This is a genomic window from Synechococcus sp. CS-1332, assembly GCF_025127995.1.
Lineage (GTDB): Bacteria > Cyanobacteriota > Cyanobacteriia > PCC-6307 > Cyanobiaceae > Cyanobium.
The window spans coordinates 19,975-37,924 of sequence record NZ_JAHLYP010000042.1 but is presented as its reverse complement, the minus strand read 5'-3'; the positions used below and the strand labels follow the sequence as shown (position 1 = coordinate 37,924).

Annotated in this window: 16 protein-coding genes; 4 read left to right on the top strand and 12 right to left on the bottom strand. The window is 68.3% G+C overall.

Annotated features, from left to right (window positions below; genetic code table 11):
- Positions 1 to 101: 101 nt before the first annotated feature.
- Positions 102 to 329 (top strand): hypothetical protein, encoded by a 228-nt coding sequence (locus KQ305_RS09820; protein WP_216908660.1) that lies wholly within the window; start codon positions 102 to 104, stop codon positions 327 to 329.
- Positions 330 to 353: 24 nt separating this feature from the next.
- Here KQ305_RS09820 and KQ305_RS09815 read toward each other — a convergent pair whose 3' ends face one another.
- Genes KQ305_RS09815 through KQ305_RS09805 form a run of 3 tightly spaced genes read right to left on the bottom strand, consistent with a single transcriptional unit; the run spans position 354 to position 5,272 of the window.
- Positions 354 to 626 carry a DUF4090 family protein gene (locus tag KQ305_RS09815; protein ID WP_259725229.1) on the bottom strand — a complete coding sequence of 91 codons (273 nt, stop codon included), beginning with the start codon at positions 624 to 626 and terminating at the stop codon, positions 354 to 356.
- 48 nt (positions 627 to 674) lie between these two features.
- Complete coding sequence (gene metH / locus KQ305_RS09810; RefSeq protein WP_259725228.1) at positions 675 to 4,355, bottom strand: methionine synthase; 3,681 nt, start codon at positions 4,353 to 4,355, stop codon at positions 675 to 677.
- Positions 4,355 to 5,272, bottom strand: a complete 918-nt coding sequence (locus tag KQ305_RS09805) for a branched-chain amino acid transaminase (protein ID WP_259725227.1) — start codon at positions 5,270 to 5,272, stop codon at positions 4,355 to 4,357. The genes metH and KQ305_RS09805 overlap by 1 nt, the downstream gene beginning before the upstream one ends.
- 53 nt (positions 5,273 to 5,325) lie before the next feature.
- Here KQ305_RS09805 and cobN point away from each other — a divergent pair, with 53 nt between their 5' ends.
- Entirely contained in the window at positions 5,326 to 9,069 is a 3,744-nt protein-coding gene (cobN, locus tag KQ305_RS09800) for a cobaltochelatase subunit CobN (RefSeq protein WP_259725226.1), read from the top strand.
- 27 nt (positions 9,070 to 9,096) lie between these two features.
- Here cobN and KQ305_RS09795 read toward each other — a convergent pair whose 3' ends face one another.
- Genes KQ305_RS09795 through KQ305_RS09770 form a run of 6 tightly spaced genes read right to left on the bottom strand, consistent with a single transcriptional unit; the run spans position 9,097 to position 13,797 of the window.
- Positions 9,097 to 9,633 (bottom strand): hypothetical protein, encoded by a 537-nt coding sequence (locus KQ305_RS09795; protein WP_259725225.1) that lies wholly within the window; start codon positions 9,631 to 9,633, stop codon positions 9,097 to 9,099.
- 29 nt (positions 9,634 to 9,662) lie between these two features.
- On the bottom strand, positions 9,663 to 10,328 hold the full coding sequence (locus KQ305_RS09790) for a PHP domain-containing protein (RefSeq protein ID WP_259725387.1): 666 nt from the start codon (positions 10,326 to 10,328) through the stop codon (positions 9,663 to 9,665).
- Positions 10,315 to 10,926 carry a protoporphyrinogen oxidase HemJ gene (hemJ, locus tag KQ305_RS09785; protein ID WP_259725224.1) on the bottom strand — a complete coding sequence of 204 codons (612 nt, stop codon included), beginning with the start codon at positions 10,924 to 10,926 and terminating at the stop codon, positions 10,315 to 10,317. Before hemJ ends, KQ305_RS09790 begins: the two co-directional genes overlap by 14 nt.
- A gap of 1 nt (position 10,927) precedes the next feature.
- Positions 10,928 to 11,260: a hypothetical protein gene (locus tag KQ305_RS09780; RefSeq protein WP_259725223.1), complete on the bottom strand. Its 333-nt coding sequence runs from the start codon at positions 11,258 to 11,260 to the stop codon at positions 10,928 to 10,930.
- 23 nt (positions 11,261 to 11,283) lie between these two features.
- A complete protein-coding gene (gene uvrC / locus KQ305_RS09775; protein WP_259725222.1) occupies positions 11,284 to 13,296 on the bottom strand; it encodes an excinuclease ABC subunit UvrC in 2,013 nt (670 codons plus the stop codon).
- A 9-nt stretch (positions 13,297 to 13,305) separates the two neighbouring features.
- Positions 13,306 to 13,797 carry a flavin reductase family protein gene (locus tag KQ305_RS09770; protein ID WP_259725221.1) on the bottom strand — a complete coding sequence of 164 codons (492 nt, stop codon included), beginning with the start codon at positions 13,795 to 13,797 and terminating at the stop codon, positions 13,306 to 13,308.
- 68 nt (positions 13,798 to 13,865) lie between these two features.
- On the opposite strand from KQ305_RS09770, the gene coaD reads away from it, so the two are divergent.
- The gene (gene coaD, locus KQ305_RS09765) at positions 13,866 to 14,369 is read left to right on the top strand and encodes a pantetheine-phosphate adenylyltransferase (protein ID WP_259725220.1); all 504 of its coding nucleotides are present in this window, start codon (positions 13,866 to 13,868) and stop codon (positions 14,367 to 14,369) included.
- Entirely contained in the window at positions 14,362 to 15,309 is a 948-nt protein-coding gene (locus tag KQ305_RS09760; RefSeq protein ID WP_259725219.1) for a hypothetical protein, read from the top strand. Before coaD ends, KQ305_RS09760 begins: the two co-directional genes overlap by 8 nt.
- A gap of 24 nt (positions 15,310 to 15,333) precedes the next feature.
- Here the strand turns inward: KQ305_RS09760 and KQ305_RS09755 are convergent, their stop codons facing one another.
- The 3 genes from KQ305_RS09755 to KQ305_RS09745 form a co-directional block, all read right to left on the bottom strand.
- Positions 15,334 to 16,662: a D-alanyl-D-alanine carboxypeptidase/D-alanyl-D-alanine-endopeptidase gene (locus KQ305_RS09755; RefSeq protein ID WP_259725218.1), complete on the bottom strand. Its 1,329-nt coding sequence runs from the start codon at positions 16,660 to 16,662 to the stop codon at positions 15,334 to 15,336.
- Between the two features lies 1 nt (position 16,663).
- Positions 16,664 to 17,188 (bottom strand): DUF4330 domain-containing protein, encoded by a 525-nt coding sequence (locus tag KQ305_RS09750; RefSeq protein WP_259725217.1) that lies wholly within the window; start codon positions 17,186 to 17,188, stop codon positions 16,664 to 16,666.
- A gap of 63 nt (positions 17,189 to 17,251) precedes the next feature.
- A complete protein-coding gene (locus tag KQ305_RS09745; protein ID WP_259725216.1) occupies positions 17,252 to 17,941 on the bottom strand; it encodes a DUF1995 family protein in 690 nt (229 codons plus the stop codon).
- Positions 17,942 to 17,950: the final 9 nt, after the last annotated feature.

Genomic DNA, 17,950 nt, shown 5'->3' with positions numbered 1-17,950 from the left:
GGAACGGGCTGAGTCTGCCGGAGGACTGGCACAAAAAGCGGCCAGGAGGTTGACGAATTCCGGGGGGGAGGCGTTAAAGGTCATTCAGCACGACCCCCTTCATGAGCTGGGATTTCACCGAGGATGCGGCCTTCCTGGCCCTCTGCGACGCCTACAAGGAAAGCGGTGAGCCCTCCGCTATGGAGTTTCTGGCCCATGGCGAAGGTGCCTTCCACTTCCAGGAACTCACCCAGAACGCGGCCGGTGAGGGCATCGATCTGAGCGATTCCGATGCCCTCGACACCTTCCAGCAGGAGGTGATCGACAGTCTCGAAGAGCTATGCAGCTGATGGCGGCCGAGGCGCCCGGAGGCCTCAGCCGTAGAAGAAGGCGATTTCCTTGTCCTTGAGCCCCTCCCAACCGGCCTCCCGCAGGCGTTGGTCGAGGGTGAGACGGTCGAGATGTTTGGCACCGGTGCGCACGATGCGGTTACGCATCGACTTTTTGACGCCACTGCGGGCCCGGCGGCCCTCCAGTTCCATCACTTCGCCGTAGAGGGCGAGCATGGCGGCCGGAATCGGTGTGCCGTCAAGGTCCACTCCGGCCGCAATGGCGTCATCGACACCGCCGGGTCCTGCGATGGCCATGGCAAGGGAGGCAAAGGGTGGGCAAAGCCTGCCATGGCCCGGGGGGCCTCAGGCGCTGAAGTAGCGAGCCTGGCTGTGCAGGGCCACCAGGGCCGTGGTGCTCTGCTCCGGCTCCAGCTGGTCGCTGACGTCCATGGTCAGGCCGATGCGGTCAGTGCCCAGCCAGGCGAGCTGCTGGCGGGAGTCGGCCACGTTCGGGCAGGCGGGGTAACCGAAGGAGTAGCGACTGCCCCGATAGCGCTGGGCCAGCACGTCCCGCAGGGCCGTGGGCTCAGCTGCGGCAAATCCCGTCTCCCTCCGGATGCGGACGTGGGTCCACTCCGCCAGCGCTTCGGCCATCTGAACCGCCAGCCCGTGGAAGTAGAGGTAATCGGTGTAGCGATCGGCCTGGAACAGCTGCTGGGCGAAGCTGGTGGCGCCTTCCCCCATGGTGACGGCCTGCATCGGCAGCACATCCGAGGGCCGCAAGGAGCCGTCAGCAGCCGTGACGCCGTCGCGGTAGAAATCGGCAATGCAGTAGCGGTTGCCGCCCCGCTGGCGCGGCAGGGCAAACCGACCCAGCTCCGGGCCAGCGCCCGCTGACGACGCCCCTGCAGCCATGCCCTCGGGATCGAACACCACCAACGCGTTGCCGTCGCGGCCGCAGGGGAAGTAGCCGTAGGCCACCCGTGGGGTGAGCAGGCCTTCGCTGCGGCAGCGGCCGAGCCACTCCTGCAGCACCGGCTCCGCCTTCTCAGCCAGCATCGCCTCGTACTCCTGCCGGCTCTGCTGCTGGGTCTTGCGCAATTGCCACTGGCCGGCGAACAGGGCGTTGCGATCGAGGTAGGCGAAGACGTCATCGAGGTCGATGGCCGCCTCGGTGAGCACGTGGGTGCCCCAGAAGGGGGGGGCGATCGCCGCTTCGGCCGGAACCGCCGCGGAGCGCTCTTCACTGCCGGACGTCTGGGGTTCGGCCGTCACGGGATCCGCTGGCGCCGTTGCGGCCTCCTGCGGGGCCTCCTCTGGGGCGGTGGTTGGGGCGGCGGGTTCGTTCAGACCCAGGCCTTCAGGGGCTCCGTCGAGGAAGCCCGATCGATCGTCCCAGCGGCCGCCCGTCTTGGCCTCCATCAGGGCGTCCATGAAGCGCAGGTCGGCGAAGGCGTCACGGCCATAGATCACCTGGCCCCGGTAGGCCTGGCGGCAGTCGCCATTGACGAACCGGGGCGTCAGGGCCGCACCCCCAAGGATCACGGGAACAGAAATTCCGACCTCATTGAAGGCTTCCAGGTTGTCCTTCATGAAGGCCGTGGATTTCACCAGCAGACCGCTCATGGCGATGCAGTCGGCCCCGTGCTGCCGCTGGGCCTCGACGATGGCATCGACGCTCTGCTTGATGCCCAGATTGATCACCTCATAGCCATTATTGGTGAGAATGATGTCCACCAGGTTCTTGCCGATGTCATGGACGTCGCCCTTGACGGTGGCGATCAGAAACTTGCCTTTGCTGCTGGATTCGCCCTCCTTGCGCTCCATGTGCGGTTCGAGAAAGGCGACGGCCGACTTCATGGTTTCGGCGCTCTGCAGCACGAAGGGCAACTGCATCTGCCCGGAGCCGAACAGCTCTCCCACCACCTTCATGCCATCCAGCAGGTAGGTGTTGATGATCTTCAGGGGGGGATGCAGCTCCAGGGCCGACTGGAGGGCGGCATCCAGGCCAATGCGTTCGCCATCGATGATGTGCTGCTTGAGCCGCTCTTCAAGCGGCAGATCTGCCAGCGAAGGTCCAGAGGCCCGGGCCTCTTTGGCGCTGACTCCCTCGAACTCGGTGGTCAGCAGGGTGAGGGGATCGTGGACACAGATCCCGTCCTCGAAACGGCGCCGATCGTGGATCAGATCACGGCAGATCTGTTGGTGTTCCTCGCTGATTTTTGCCAGCGGTAGGATCTTCGCCGGGCTGACGATCGCGGCATCCATCCCTGCCTCGCAGCAGTCGTGCAGGAACACCGAATTGAGCACGATGCGGGCGGCCGGAGACAGCCCGAAGCTGACGTTGCTGACCCCCAGCACCACGTGCACCCCGGGAAGTTCGCTGCGGATCCGGCGAATCGCCTCAATCGTGGCGGCCGCATTGGCCCGGTCCTCTTCGATGCCCGTGGAGATGGGCAGGGCGAGGGGGTCATAAAAAATCTCATGGGCCGGAAGGCCGAATTCGAGCGCATCCCGGTAGGCCCTCTGGGCGATGGCGAACTTGCGCTCGGCGCTGCGGGCCATGCCCTCCTCGTCGATCGTGCCGACCACCACCCCGGCGCCATAGTCACGGGCCAGCTCGAGCACCTTGAAGAAGCGCTCATCACCGTCTTCGTAGTTGGTGGAGTTGAGAATGCACTTGCCACCGGCCACCTTGAGGCCGGCCTCCATCTTCTGCCACTCGGTGGAATCGAGCATCAGCGGCAGGTTGACATTGGTGACCAGTCGGCTAACCAGGTCGTGCATGTCCTTGACCCCATCCCGGCCCACGTAATCGACGTTGACGTCGAGCACATGGGCGTTCTCCTTCACCTGGCCCCGGGCCACGGCCACCAGGCCATCCCAGTCCTCGGCATTGAGCAGTTCCCGCACCTTCTTTGAGCCGCTGGCATTGAGCCGCTCGCCGATGATCAGGAAGGAATTGTCCTGGAAATAGGGGGTGACGCCATAGATCGAGGCCACCGCCGGCTCGTAGTGCAGCGGAGGCCTCTCCAGGCGTTGCTGGGGTAGCCGCACCTGCCGCTGGGCGGGTTGCAGACCGGCCGCGAGCTCCGCCAGCGCACCGATGTGGGCCGGGGTGGTGCCGCAGCAGCCACCGATCACCTGGACGCCGAGATCCTCCACGAAGTGCATCATCTGCATCCTCATCTCGGTGGGGGTGAGGCGGTAGTGGGCCACCCCGCCGATATTCTCCGGCAGCCCGGCATTGGGGATACAGCTCACCACAAAGGGACTGTGCTGGCTCAGGTAGCGGATGTGCTCCTTCATCTGCTCGGGTCCCGTGGCGCAGTTGAGGCCGAGCACGTCGATCGGGAAGGGCTCAAGGATCGCGACCACGGCGGCGATGTCTGAGCCGACCAGCATGGTGCCGGTGGTCTCCATGGTGACGGAGACCATCAGGGGCCGGCGTTCGCCGGCGGCACAGAAGGCCTCCTCAATCCCCTGCAGCGCGGCCTTGATCTGCAGCACGTCCTGGCAGGTCTCGACGATGAACAGATCAACGTCGCCGGCGATCAGGCCCTCGGCCTGCTCCCGGAACGAAGCCTTCATCGTGTCGAAGTCGATGTGGCCCAGGGTGGGCAACTTGGTGGTGGGGCCCATCGATCCCGCCACGAAACGGGGCTTGGCCGGGGTGCTGAAGGCGGCGGCCATCTCGCGGGCCAGTTCGGCCGCCCGGCGGTTGATGGCGAAGGCCTGCTCCTCCAGTCCGTACTCGGCCAGGACGATCGAAGCGGCTCCGAAGGTGTCCGTTTCGATCACATCGCAACCCGCCTCCAGGAACAGGCGATGGACCGCCTGGACCGCATCAGGCCTCGTGAAGACGAGGTTCTCGTTGCAGCCTTCGAGGGCCGCGCCACCGAAATCCTCCGCTGACAGGTCCATCTCCTGCAGGGAGGTGCCTGTGGCGCCGTCGAAGACAAGCACGGGACGGCTGGGACCATGCAGCCAGTCGAGGAAGCTGATGCGATCGGTGGGGCAATGGATGGCGGCGGAAACGACCATCAGGCGTCGAGGCGGATGCGGGTGACCCAGTGGTCATAGGAAGAATCGCGGCCCTCCGTGATCGCCGTGAGGCGGTCGCGAAGACGCTCCATCACGGGCCGATGGCTGGAGAGGTCGGTGGATTCGATCCGACGCACCGGAGTGACCCTGGCAGCGGTGCCGCTGAGGAACACCTCATCGGCGATCATCAGTTCGGTCTTGTCGACGGCCCGCTCCAGGACGGGGATGTCCATGGCTCGGGCCAGCTCCATGATGCTGGCGCGCGTGATGCCCTCGAGGATGTCCTGATCGACGCCGGGGGTGATCAGAACGCCGTCCCGGACGATGAACAGATTCATGCCACTGGCCTCGCTCACCTTGCCGCGGCTGTTGAGCAGCAGGGCCTCATCGAAGCCACTTTTGACCGCTTCGGTCTTGGCCAGCGAACTGGTGATGTAGGCCCCGCTGATCTTGCCCCTCAGGGGCAGGGAGCGGTCCTCCTGGCGGCACCAGCTGCTGATCCGGCAGCTGACCCCCTCAGGGGAGAGATAGTCCCCCATCTCGATGCCGTAGATGAGGAAGTCGGTCTGGATGTTGTGGAGCCGCGGAGCGATGCCGAGGTCGCTCGTGTACACGAACGGCCGCAGGTAGATCGGACAGGTGGGTCGGTTGGCCTGCAGAAACGCCTGGATGGCGCTGTGGATCGTCTCCTCCGCCAGCTCGGTCAGCAACAGCCGGGCGCTCTGGCTGAGGCGGCGGGCATGGCGATCGGCGCGGAACAGCAGGATCTCGTTGTTGTCGGCGGGATTGGGCAGGGCCCGCATGCCGCCGAAGGCGCCCGTGCCGTAATGCAGCGCATGGGTGGCCACTGAGAGGGTGGCCTCAGCGAAGGGGACGCATTGTCCGCCGAACCAGGCATAGGGCAGGAACTGGTGCATGGAAGGCGGTGGCGACGATGCGATCTTCTCATCGCGTTCGGCAGGATGGGGTGATGCATCGACTCGCGTCCATACCCGGGGACAGGACGGAGGACGACGGGGCCCTCTTCGTGGAACAGCCACCGGCGCCGGTGGTGCTGCTCAGCAGCGCCGACACGGATCTACTGGCGGTGTCCCAGCTGCTTGAGGCAGAGCCTGGGCTGCTGCCGGGGGAGCTGAGGGCCCTCAACCTTGCAGCGCTGCAGCATCCGGCGGTGATCGACCACTACGTGGCCACCACCCTGGCGACCACCCGACTGGTGGTGGTGCGGCTGCTGGGGGGACGCGGCCACTGGAGCTACGGGCTGGAGTGCTTGCGGCACTGGGCGAGCAGCGACGAGGCCCGCCAGCTGCTGGTGCTGGCCGGCACCGCCGAGGAGGAGCAGGCCCTGGCCTGCCTCGGCAGCCTTGAGGGCCCCCTGGCCACGGCCTGTGCCGCCTGCCTGCGGGAGGGGGGGGCGGCCAATCTGCGCCTGTTGCTTGAGACCCTGACGGCCCTGCTGGCGGGTAAACGTCCCGAACCACCCCGCCCCACGCCAGCCGCCGATCCCCTGCCCCACGACTGGCGCGACGAGCCCGGCTCTCGGGTGGGGGTGATCCTCTACCGGGCTCTCTGGCAAGCGGGCGATCTGGCGGTGATGGAGGCGCTGTTGGAAGCCCTGCGCCGGCGGGGGCTCTCACCAAGGGCCCTCTGGGTCAGCAGCCTGCGGGACGGGGCCGTGCAGCGGGGCGTGGCGGATCTGCTGGGGCGGGAGCATGTGCAGGCGGTGCTCTGCGGAACAGGGTTCGCTTCGGTGTCGTTTGAGGAGGCAGGCCTGGGAGCTCCCCTGTGGGAGCGGCTGGGAGTGCCGGTGTTGCAGGTGCTGTGCAGCGGCCGCAGCCGCGGGGCCTGGGACCAGAGCAGCATCGGTCTGGCCCCGCTCGACCTCAGCCTGCAGGTGGCCCTGCCGGAACTGGATGGGCGCCTCACCACCCGGGTTGGGGCCTTCAAGGAACGGACGTCCACCAGCGACACCCTGGCCACGGCCCTGCACCACTACGAACCGGACAGGGAGCGGCTCGACTGGATCGCCCAGCTCACCGCCGCCTGGGTCAGCCTGCGGCTCACACCCGCTCCCGAGCGCCGCGTCGCCCTGGTGCTGGCCAACTACCCCAACCGCAACAGTCGCCTGGCCAATGGCGTGGGCCTGGACACCCCCGCCAGCGCTGCCCTGATGCTCGGCTGGCTGGCGGAGGCCGGCTACCACCTGGGGGCGGCCGGCGATCTGCCAGCCGATGGCGATGCCCTGATCCACCGCCTCCTGCAGGGCCGCAGTAATGACCCGGAGAGCGGCCATCGCCCTCCCCTGGCCCACCTGCCCCTGGCCTGTTACCAGGCCTGGTACGCCACCCTTCCGGAGGAGGGACGCCAGCGGCTGGAGGCGGTCTGGGGGCCACCCGAAACCGACGCGGGCCTGGAGCCGGCGCTGCTGGCGGATGGGGGAACCGGCCCAGCCTTTCCGGTGCGCGGGTTGTGTTTCGGCCGGGTGCTGCTGCTGATCCAGCCCGAACGCGGCTACGACAGGGATCCGAGCCTCAGCTACCACAGCCCCGATCTGCCCCCCACCCACGCCTACCTGGCCCAATACCTCTGGCTGCGCCAGAGCTTCGGCGCCCAGGTGGTGGTGCACGTGGGCAAGCACGGCAACCTCGAATGGCTGCCGGGCAAGGGGCTGGGCCTGTCGCAAGACTGCTTCCCCGAATGGGCCCTGGGGCCCCTGCCGCATCTCTATCCCTTCATCGTCAACGACCCGGGCGAGGGCAGCCAGGCCAAACGTCGGGCCCAGGCGGTGATCCTCGACCACCTGACCCCGCCCCTGGGCCGGGCCGGTCTGCACGGCGACCTGCAGGGCCTGGAGGCCCTGCTCGATGAGTACTGGGAGGCGCGGCAGCTGGGCAGCGCCCGGGCGCCCCTGCTGCGGGAGCGTCTGGGCACCCTGTTGGAGCAGCTGCAGCTGCCCGCCCTGGCCCAGAAGGATCTGGAAGCGCGGCTGGAGGCGGCCGACGGCTACCTGTGTGAACTCAAGGAGGCCCAGATCCGCCTCGGCCTGCACACCTTCGGCACCCTGCCGGCGCCGGCGAAGCTGGCCGAACTGCTGCTCTGCCTGGCCCGGGCCCCCCAGGCGGGAGTGCCGGGGCTCACCCAGGCCCTGGCCCTCGACCTGGGGCTGGATCTCGACCCCTGGTCCGACCCGGAGGAGACGTCCCTCTCCTCCGACGACCGCTTGCGGCTGGCTGGCCTGGCCCAGCCGGGCAGCACGCTGCGCCATGCGGGCGACGGGGTCGCCGTGCTGGAGGGGCTCGCCCTGGACCTGGTCAGCGCCCAGCTGGCCGGCAGCGCTCCTGGGAACCCGCTACCGCTGGGGGCCGCCACCGAACGGGCCCTGCAGCACCTGCGCCAGGCCCTGTTGCCGCCGTTGCTGGCCTGCGGGGAGGCGGAGCGCCAGGCCCTGCTCACGGGGCTGGCCGGCGGCCGCATTGCCGCCGGGCCCTCGGGAGCCCCCACCCGCGGGCGGCCGGATCTGCTGCCCACCGGCCGCAACTTCTACAGCGTCGATCTGCGCGGCCTGCCGACGGAGGCCGCCTGGGACCTGGGGCGGCGCAGCGCCGAGTTGCTGCTGCAGCTCCACCTGCAGGAGGAGGGCGACGACCTGCGCAGCCTGGCCCTCTCGGTGTGGGGCACCGCCACCATGCGCAACGGCGGCGAGGATATCGGCCAGGCCCTGGCCCTGATGGGCGTGCGGCCCGTCTGGGATGGCCCGACGCGACGGCTGGTGGATGTGGAAGTGATTCCCCTGCGCCTGCTCGGGCGCCCCCGCGTGGACGTGACCCTGCGCATCTCCGGCCTGTTCCGGGACGCCTTCCCCCAGCTGGTGGGTTGGTTCAACCGTGCCACACGCCTGGTGGCGGGCCTGCCAGAAGATCCCGAGGACAATCCGCTGGCGGCCTCCGCCCGGCTGGAGGGCCATGGCGGTCGCATCTACGGGTCGGCGCCCGGGGCCTACGGGGCCGGGCTGCAGGGCCTGATCGACAGCGGCCACTGGGAGAATCGCGGCGACCTGGGCGAAGCCTTTCTCAACTGGAGCGCCTGGCGCTACGACGGTGATCCCGGTGATGGGGCCACCGGCGGGGCCATCGCCGCCACGGCCGACCGGAGCGGGCTCGAGCGGCGTCTGGCCCAAGTGCAGGTGGTGCTGCACAACCAGGACAACAGGGAGCACGACCTGCTGGATTCCGACGACTACTACCAGTTCCAGGGGGGCCTCAGCGCCGCTGCCGAGCGGCTCCAGGGCCAGGCCCCCGCCCTCTGGTTCGGAGACCATTCCCGCAGCGAGCGCCCACGGATGCACCGCCTGGAGCGGGAGTTCGACAAGGTGCTGCGCTCCCGGCTGCTCAATCCCCGTTGGATCGAAGCCATGCAAGGCCACGGCTACAAGGGTGGCTTCGAGATGGCCGCCAGCCTCGACTACCTGTTCGCCTATGACGCCAGCACGGGGCGGGTCCCCGACTGGGGCTACGGCGCCATCACTGCGGCCTGGCTCGAAGACGGGGCCGTACGCGAGTTTCTGGGTCGCTCCAACCCCTGGGCCCTGCGGGACATGGCCGAGCGACTCCTCGAGGCCCACAACCGGGGCCTCTGGGAGGGGGCCGATCCGCAGCGGTTGGAGAGTCTGAGGGCCCTGGTGCTGGAGAGCGAAGGCCTGGTGGAGCAACGCTGAACCAGGCCCTCGCGTGCCTGCAGAGGATCAGAGGTCGAGGTCCCGGACCATGGAGCGGAAGGGGTCGGTGTTGCCAGGCTTGGCGGGCTTCTGGGTGATCGTCGGCTGGCTCTGGGCCTGTGCCTCCTTCTGTTGCTTCGCCGCTGCGGCACCACCGGGGATGTTGGTGGGGGTCACGGCGGCCCCCTTCATGCGCTGGCCCAGCTCGGCGGCGCTCATCTGCTGGGCGAAGGTCTTCTTGACGGTCTTGGGGATGCCACCGGTGAGGTTGACGGACCCCTTTTCGGTGGGCTGGATGCCCGCCAGGCCAGGGGTCATCTTCTCCACCCGGGCCTCCATCGACGCCACTTCGGCCACCATCTCCTTGTCGCCGGGGCTGTCGGCGTTGCCGGGGAAGGTGTGGCGGATCGTGTTCGACCGCTTCATGAACTTGACATCGCCAAGGCTGGTGGAAGCCTCGGGATCGAGGAAAAAGGTCTCGGCCTTGGGTTTGGCCTTGGCCGCAGCTTCAGGCTTGGTCACCGAGGCGGCACGGGAACCGAACAGACGATCGAACAGGCCCATCGACGCAAGGAGAAACGTGTCAGCAAACCCTAGCGGCCGTGGAGCACCAGCCCATGGGTATCCGTACCACAACTCATCAGAAGGCCCCGCCGCTCCAGATCCGTCGCGATCGCCTCGCACACCAGTTCGGTGGGTTGCCAGCGGGGCCGCATGGCGTAGTCGTACCAGACTTCGGCCCCGTCGAAGCCCAGATCCGCCGCCGCCGCGATCAGGCGCTGGTGGGGCAGGCGGTAGCGGGCCGGGTGGGCCAGCAGCGCCAGGCCTCCGGCGGCCTGGATCGCCGCCACCACGGCCTCGGCCAACAGGGCCGGCCCCACCACGGAGCTGCCCTGCAGGTAGGGATGGAGGGAGGGGTGCTCTTCAGCGAAACCCAGCCCCAGGACGTGGACCAGGCATCCCTCCAGCAGGCAACTGATCTCCACCCCGCGCCAGAGGGTGGGGACCGCCTCGCCCTGCCGTCTGCGGGCCTCGAAGGCGGAAGCGATGGCCCCATGGGCCGCCAGGGCATGGTGATCGGTGACGGCCAGATGTTCCAGGCCGATGGCCACGGCCTCTGCCGCCAGCTCTTCCGGGTGAAGACTGCCGTCGCTGCAGATGGTGTGGCAGTGGAAGTTGAGACGCTCAGGGCAGCTGTCAACCTTCACCTGCCGCAGCACCGGGGTGAGTGGATGGGAGAGAGCTTCAGGCCGCAGCACCACCGCTCTCCTGCTGGGCCAACCGTTCGCTGCGCAAGCGCCGCCAGCGGGCATAGAACTGGATCGAGGCCGCCATGGCCACCACCAGCGCCACCAGGAACCAGGTGGCCGCCCCGGTGGGGAACTGGTTCTTGAACACCACCAGCATCACCACCAGCACCAGCAGCAAGGTGGGCAGTTCGTTGAGGGCCCGCAGCTGGCGGCCACTCCAGTGGCATTCACCACGCTGCAGCTGGCCCATCAGCCGGTAGCAGAACCAGTGGTAAGCGAGCAGGCCCACCACGACGGCCAGCTTGGCGTGCATCCAGGTCTGCTTCAGCCAGATCGGCTCCACCAGCAGCAGACCCACGGCCATGGCCACGGCCACCACCATGCCCGGGGTGGTGATGATGTTGGCCAGACGCCGCTCCATCAGGCTGTACTGGGCCTCGAAGGCCTGCCGCACAGGGGGATCCAGTTCGGCAGCCTCCCGGTGATAGATGAACAGCCGCACCAGATAGAACAGCCCGGCGAACCACACCACCACCCCGACGATGTGGAGCGTCTTGAACCAGAGGTAGGCCTCGGGGGGCCAGCTCAGGGTCAGGGGCAGCGTCATGTCAGGACCTGGGGGCACCAGGAGGCGCGTCGGATCGCCAAGTTAGTCGGCAGTAGCGGCGGGCCACGGCGGCGGCATAGGCGCGATCCACTGGCCCCAGCTGCGGACTGATGGATCCGTCGCGGCAATCCACCACGACCCGTTCACGGTGACTCTCCTGGTCGCTGACCCGGAGCCTGAGCTGCCAGTGGTGCTTGGCACTGCGGCTGATCTCGTCGCCGCAGACCGGGCCGACGCAGAGGCCCGGAGCGGCCAGTGCCGCCCCCCCGGCAGAGGGCAGCAGCAGCCACAGCGCCAGCACCCCGGCCCACAGACGCCCCGACAAGAGCCTCATGAACGACTGCCTCGCCCCTGGCCTCATCCGGCCAGCTCCAGGGGCGCGTCCTCAGCATCGCCGGCGATGTCAGACCCATCCATGGGGGGATGGAAGTGCTCCCACACCTGCCGCGCCATCGCCGGCCCGATCCCGGGGACGGCGGCGATCTGCTCAGGGCTGGCCAGCTGGATGGCGTCGATGGAGCGGAAGTGGGCCAGCAGATCCTTGACCCGCTTGGGGCCGAGCCCGGCGATGTCGCTGAGGCGAGAGCGCTTCATGCGCTCGCCCCGCTGCTGGCGGTGGTAACTCACAGCGAAGCGGTGGGCCTCGTCCCGCAGCCGCCGCAGCAGCACCACCCCCAGCTGATCGGCCTCGGTGTCCAGCGGCTGGCTGGCGCCAGGCAGAAACACCTCCTCCCGTTGCTTGGCCAGGGAGCAGACGGTCAGGTCCTCGTGCAGATCCAGCTCCCGCAGGGCCTCCATCACCGCCGACAGCTGGCCCTTGCCGCCATCGATCATCACCACATCCGGCCAGTCGCTGAGGCCATCGGTCTGCAGGGCCGAAGCGCCAGCGCGGCGCAGGGCGGCCAGGTCGGCCCCCTCGGCCTTGGCCTGGGACCAGCGTCGGAAGCGCCGCCGCATGATCTCCGCCATGGCCATGAAGTCGTCGGAGTGGCCGGCGCGGATGCTGCTGCTGCGGATCCGGTATTTGCGGTAGTGCTGCTTGGCCGGCAGGCCGTCGATGAACACCACCTGGGAGGCCACGGCATCGCTGCCCTGGATGTGGCTGATGTCGTAGCCCTCGATCCGTCGGGGTGGCACCGGCAGCTCCAGCAGCTGGGCCAGGTCTTCGGTGGCCAGTTGCTGCTGCTCGGCCCCCCGCTGGGCCCGGGCCAGTTCAAAGCCGGCGTTGCGCTCCACCAGCTCGATCAGATCGGCCTTCTGGCGCCGTTGGGGGACGGCCAGACGCACCTTGCGCCCCCGCCGCTCCGCCAGCCACTCACCGATCAGCTCCTGGGCTGGCAGCGCGTGCTGCAAGACCAGCTCCGGCGGAATCTCCACCGGCTCCACCTGGCTGTAGTGCTCCTCGACCACCCGCTGCAGCACCTCGGCGGCGGTGGCGATGGCCGCATCGGCGGTGTAGCCCAACCGGCCCACCAACTTGCCGGCGCGCATCTGGAAGATCTGCACCGCGGCCACGCGATCGTCCGCCGCCAGGGCGATCACATCCCGGCTGACGGAGCTGTCGCCCAGGCTCATCTTCTGGTCGGCGGTGAGCAGGTCGAGGCCCTGCAGCTGATCCCGGACCCGGGCGGCGGCTTCGAAGTCGAGCCGTTCGGCGTAGCGGTCCATCTGTTGCCGCAGCAGATCCAGGAGTTCGTCATTGCGGCCCTGGAAGACCATCGCCACTTTGCGCAGGATGCGGTGGTAATCGTCGGAGCCGATCTTTTCCTGGCAGACCCCCGGACAGCGGCCGATATCGAAATTGAGACAGGTGCGATCGCGGTACAGGGGCTGGGGACGCTGGCGCAGCGGGAACACCCGCTTGACCACGGCCAGGGTGCGGCGCAGCAGCCCCACGTCCACATAGGGCCCGTAGAAGCGATCCAGGGGGCTGCGCAGGCGGCGGCGGCGCGTGATGAAGATGCGCGGGTAGGCCTCGCTCCAGGTGATGCAGAGGTAGGGGTACTTCTTGTCGTCCTTCAGCAGGACGTTGAAATGGGGCTGGTGGTTCTTGATCAGGTTCGATTCCAGCGCCAGCGCCTCGGCCTCGCTGTCGGTGACGATGAACTCGATCTCACAGACCTGCCGCACCATCAGGGCGATGCGGGGACTGATGTCGTGGGAGTTGCGGAAATAGCTGCGCACCCGCGCCCGCAGGCTCTTCGACTTGCCGATATAGAGGATGCGATCGCTCGCATCCCGCATCAGGTAACAGCCCGGCTCAGCCGGCAGATCCCTCAGCCGGGCCGACAGCCGCTCACGCTGGAGCAGCAGCGGCCCGATGACGTCGCCGCCCGGAGTGCCGCCCGGAGTGCCGCCCGGCTCAGCCATGGCAGGACCTCAACCGCCGTACTGCCAGCCCGTGGCGGACAGTTCCAGGGCGGGGGCGTCGCGGTGCAGGGTCGCCGTCTTCACCTCTCCCACGAAAACGGTGTGGTCGCCATGGGCCACCTGGCCCACCAGGGTGCACTCCACCGCCCCAAGGGCGTCATCGAGCACCGGCAGACCCAGGGGACCGAGGGTGAACGGAGCCGCGTCAAACCGCCCTCCAACACCCTTCTGGGGCTTGAAGAACACGGCGGCCAGATCCTTCTGATCAGCGGCCAGAACATTGAGGCAGAAACGCCCGCTGCGCTGGATCATGCCGTTGCTGGTGGAGTCGGAGCGCACGGCCATCACCACCAGGGGAGGGTCGAAGGAGCCCTGGGTGACCCAGCTGGCGGTGAAGCCGTTCACCTCCTCCCCTTCAGCAACGCCGCAGATGAAGACACCATGGGGAATTTTGCGCAGCAGCGTCTTCTTGGCAGCCGCGTCCAGAACAACGTCGGTCATGGGGGGGGGCGGCGGGTAGGAGACAACTCTAGGAACCCGGCCGCGCCCCTCTCCATAGGCTGGGGGGCATGCGAGCCCTCTACCCCGGCAGTTTCGATCCACTCACCCTCGGCCACCTCGACCTGATCGAGCGGGCGGCGCGTCTCTTCGACGGTGTCGTGGTCGCGGTGCTGATGAATCCCTCCAAACAGCCGAGCTTTCCCCTCGATCAGCGGTTGCAGCAGATTCGCCTCGCCACCGAGGGAATGGCCGGCGTGGAGGTGGGCCACTTCGATGGACTCACGGTGACCTACGCCCACACCTGTGGCGCCCAGGTGATCCTGCGGGGGCTGCGGGCCATGAGCGACTTCGAATTTGAGTTGCAGATTGCTCACACCAACCGCACCCTGGCCCCCAGGGTCGAGACCCTGTTCATGGCGACCGCAGCGCACCACAGCTTTCTGAGCAGCTCGGTGGTGAAGGAGGTGGCCCGCTTCGGTGGTGATGTCGGCCACATGGTCCCGCCGGGAGTGGCGATCGACCTGGAGAGGCTCTTTAATCGACAGGCAGCGCCGGAAACTCCATATGGCTGAAGTCCGTTTCACCGTTCTCGACCAGCTGGACCAGCTGGAGGACATCGTCCTCGAAGGCAGCCGGATTCCCTTCAGCGGTGGACGGCTGGTCAACGAGCAGGACGCCATCGAGATGATGGATGCCCTCCGGGAGGCCCTGCCGGGCCAGATCTCCCAGGCCGATGACCTCATCCGCCAGCGGGAGGGCTTCATCGAGAAGGCCAGGCTGCAGGCCGAGGAGATCGTCACCCAGGCTCGGCGGGAGCGGGAGCAGCTCATCAATGCCGCTGCCATCCGCCAGGAGGCCGAGCGGCAGGTGACGGAACAGCGGGAACTGGCCCGCCAGCAGTGTGAGCAGATGGTGCTGCAGGCCCGCCAGCAAGTGGCTCAGACCGAGCAGGAGCATCAGTCGCGGATGGCCCAGTTCGAGCAGCAGTTCGCTGGTCGCCGCCAGCAACTGGAGCAGGAGGCCCAGCAACGCCGCCAGCAGCTGGAGCAGGAAGCGGCGGAACGTAACCGGCAACTGCTGGAGCAGCACGAACGCGGCCGGGCCCAGGCCCTGCAGGATCTCGAAGGCATCCGCCAGGAAGGGCTGCGCGTCCAGCGTGAAAGTCAGGCTGAAGCGGAGCGCCTCCATGCGGACGCGCTCCAGTTCCGCCAGCAGACCCAGCAGCAATGTGATTCTCTGATTGCCCGCAGCCGCCAGGAGTCGTCCGCCATCCAGGAGGGCGCCAACCGCTACGCCGAGCAGGTGCTTGGGGAACTGGAGGTGCGCCTCAAGGAACTCAGCCAGGTGGTCCTGGGTGGTCGGCGCGAACTGGTGCGGCTGCAGGGTCAGGAGACGGCCGCCGCCAGCCGTCCCCCCGAAGCTCCCATCCCCCTGGAGAACGCTGCGGTCGACCGGGCCCGCCGGGCCGCCGGCCGTCTCAAGCGGGCCGCCAGCCGTGGCCTTGCCAGCTGAGTTCAGGCCTCAGGACCAGGGGGCTCAGAACGCCGGTTGGCAGGCCCCCACCGTCTGGACCTGACGCAGGACGCGGCCGATGGTGGTGTTCGGAGCGCCCGCCCCAGCAGAGACGGCACTCACGTAACGGGGGCCATCGGACGTCTGAAGGACGCCGCTGATCGCACGCACCCCGGTAAGGGTGCCGGTCTTGGCGAAGAGCTGACCATCCAGGCTGGTGCCCTTGTAGAGGTTGCGCAGCGTGCCCCGCCGACCGGCAATGGCCATGGAACTGAGGTAGTCCCTGGAATAGGGATGGTGATCCATGCGAAGCAGCAAGGCCACAAGGAAGCGGCTGGTGAGCCGGTTGGCGCGATCGAGGCCACTGCCATCGGCGATCCGGACACCTTCCATGGGCAGGCCCTGGTCATTCAGCCAGAGAACCGTGCGCCGGCTGGCCTCGGCCAGGTCCCAGGTGCCGGCGGCCTGACGCAGCAGCACCTCGGCGGTGAAATTGTGGCTTTCGGTATTGGCCAGGCTGAGAAGGCCGTGCATCGAGGTGGAGGGCTCCTCGTGCATCAGCACGGCATCGCTGGGGAGGGGCTGGCGGGCCGAGACCAGGGCCAGCTGCACCTGCGGGCCGCCGTTCTGGGCCATCGAGCGGCGCAGCAGGGTCTGCAACCGGGAAGCGGGATTGCTCACCGCATCGTCGATGGCGTTGCTGGTGATGGCCAGCCGGGTGATCGGCGCGCCATAGGCGTAGGCCCGATCTCCCGTATGCCAGCCACTGGGCCACCAGTTCTGGGGGGCTTCCTCAGCCAGCTCCAGCCGCACGGGAGTGCCGGCCGCCATGGCCAGCTGGGCAAAGCGTTGCAGCTGGGGCAGGGCCAGGTCGGGATCGCCCTGGCCGACCATGCGCAGGGTGCCGTCCTGCAGGCGCCACAGCTGGGTGGTGAGCCGGTAGTCGGGGCCCAGTCGGTCGAGGGCGAAGGCCGTACTGATCAGTTTCTGGTTGGAGGCCGGCACCCTCGGCTGGCGCCCGTTGACATCAGCCAGCAGCCGTCCAGTGCCGTCGGCGACGCTGACACTCCAGCGGGACTGTTCATCGCCCAGGGCCTGGGCGACCTGCCGCTGCAGCAAGGGACAGCTGACCTCCCTGGCCAGCCGCGGCATGCCCACCGGTGGCGGCGCCACCGGCAGCGAAGCCACCGGCAGGGGGCGCAGGGAGCGGGGTGAGGGAAGCGCCGGGGCGCTCTGGGCCCAGGCCGCCGTGCCCAGGGGGCCGGTACTCCCGGCCACCAGCAGCATGGCCACCACTCGCAGAGGGAGAGGGCGGCGATGGAAGCCAGTGGAGAGGCGGACGGCCGGGGTCATCTCAGGAAGCTCCGAGTTTCAGGTCCGTGACGGTGCCGTTGAACCGGTAGTTGGTTCCCTCCAGCTCCACCGGGGCGCCGATCTTGATCGTCTGGTTACCGAAGACAACCCCTCCTGAGGTGCGACGTCCCTGGCCCTCCAGGACGAAACGCCCATCAAAGGTGCTGAAGGTCTTCTGGTTGGGATCGGGGGCACTCACCACCTTTCCGTCGGGGGTGAGGGTGGAGATGATGCGATCGAAGGGGATGATCTCCTTCACCACCACGCTGCCGTGGGGCTGGTTGCGGATCACGATCGCCACCTTGCCTTCCTGCCGGGCCTGTTGCAGCAGCTCCAGGGGGGCTGCGGCGGGGGCTCCCCGCACATCCACCATCACGGTGACGGGTTCAAGCGCCCCGGTGGCCTGGGCCACCGCACCACTCAGGCGGGGGCTCCAGATCACGCCCCCGATCGCCAGCAGCGCCGCGACGGCCGCGCCGAGGTCGACGAGGCTCCAGGAACGGGACCGGGGCGAATCGCTGGGCATGGGCACCTGAAAGCCAGCGAAGTGTACGCAGCCTTTCCGGGATGCACCAGCCGGGCCGGCGGGTCAGTTCTGCAGGTCTTCGATCATCTGGCCAAGGGCCCGCAGATTGCCCCCCAGACCCGCCTCCTCTCGGCCACTGAGGGCCAGATCCTGTTGCTCGGCATCGGGCTTCTGCTCAAAGCGACCGGCGAGCCGGTAGCCGTCGGGGTCCAGGCGGTAGAGCTCCCACTCGCCCGGGTAGGCGCAGCGCAGGGCACGGTCGGCCTGGGGCAACAGGGCATAGGCCGTCCGCCAGCCGGCCAGGAAACCCTTGCGGCGCTGGCGGGCCACGCTGCCGATGCCGATGGCGGCATCCTCCAGAGAGGAATTGAGCAGCACGACGCTGTCGCCGTGGCCGCCGCAGACCTCCTCCACCATCTCGTACTCCGCCAGGCTGGCCCCCACCAGCACCAGGCCCCCCCGGGAGGGTTCCTCCTGTTGCAGCTTGCGCTGGTCGGAGAAGCTGCCGATGCGATCGGCAAGGGCGGGAGCGTCCCGGCGGGCCAGGGCCGTGGCACCGGCATCTGGAAACAGCAGCCGCAGCTCGGGCCGCTCACTGATCAGCCCGTCCATGAGGCGCAACACCAAAGGCAGCAGTCGCAACCCTTGGAAACGGAACTCCACGGTCCAGCGACCGCCCGATCCGTTCGCGAGGGCCGCCTGCAGGGCCTCGCGGGCTTCGGCTTCGGCGGTGCGCAGATCGGCAGGCAGCATCGGCTTGCG

What these genes read in the sequence shown, in the direction of transcription:
- KQ305_RS09820 (WP_216908660.1), top strand. Translation starts at nt 102, where the DNA reads ATGAGCTGGGATTTCACCGAGGATGCGGCCTTCCTGGCCCTCTGCGAC.
- KQ305_RS09815 (WP_259725229.1), bottom strand. Translation starts at nt 626, where the DNA reads ATGGCCATCGCAGGACCCGGCGGTGTCGATGACGCCATTGCGGCCGGA.
- metH (WP_259725228.1), bottom strand. Translation starts at nt 4,355, where the DNA reads ATGGTCGTTTCCGCCGCCATCCATTGCCCCACCGATCGCATCAGCTTC.
- KQ305_RS09805 (WP_259725227.1), bottom strand. Translation starts at nt 5,272, where the DNA reads ATGCACCAGTTCCTGCCCTATGCCTGGTTCGGCGGACAATGCGTCCCC.
- cobN (WP_259725226.1), top strand. Translation starts at nt 5,326, where the DNA reads ATGCATCGACTCGCGTCCATACCCGGGGACAGGACGGAGGACGACGGG.
- KQ305_RS09795 (WP_259725225.1), bottom strand. Translation starts at nt 9,633, where the DNA reads ATGGGCCTGTTCGATCGTCTGTTCGGTTCCCGTGCCGCCTCGGTGACC.
- hemJ (WP_259725224.1), bottom strand. Translation starts at nt 10,926, where the DNA reads ATGACGCTGCCCCTGACCCTGAGCTGGCCCCCCGAGGCCTACCTCTGG.
- KQ305_RS09780 (WP_259725223.1), bottom strand. Translation starts at nt 11,260, where the DNA reads ATGAGGCTCTTGTCGGGGCGTCTGTGGGCCGGGGTGCTGGCGCTGTGG.
- uvrC (WP_259725222.1), bottom strand. Translation starts at nt 13,296, where the DNA reads ATGGCTGAGCCGGGCGGCACTCCGGGCGGCACTCCGGGCGGCGACGTC.
- KQ305_RS09770 (WP_259725221.1), bottom strand. Translation starts at nt 13,797, where the DNA reads ATGACCGACGTTGTTCTGGACGCGGCTGCCAAGAAGACGCTGCTGCGC.
- coaD (WP_259725220.1), top strand. Translation starts at nt 13,866, where the DNA reads ATGCGAGCCCTCTACCCCGGCAGTTTCGATCCACTCACCCTCGGCCAC.
- KQ305_RS09760 (WP_259725219.1), top strand. Translation starts at nt 14,362, where the DNA reads ATGGCTGAAGTCCGTTTCACCGTTCTCGACCAGCTGGACCAGCTGGAG.
- KQ305_RS09755 (WP_259725218.1), bottom strand. Translation starts at nt 16,662, where the DNA reads ATGACCCCGGCCGTCCGCCTCTCCACTGGCTTCCATCGCCGCCCTCTC.
- KQ305_RS09750 (WP_259725217.1), bottom strand. Translation starts at nt 17,188, where the DNA reads ATGCCCAGCGATTCGCCCCGGTCCCGTTCCTGGAGCCTCGTCGACCTC.
- KQ305_RS09745 (WP_259725216.1), bottom strand. Translation starts at nt 17,941, where the DNA reads ATGCTGCCTGCCGATCTGCGCACCGCCGAAGCCGAAGCCCGCGAGGCC.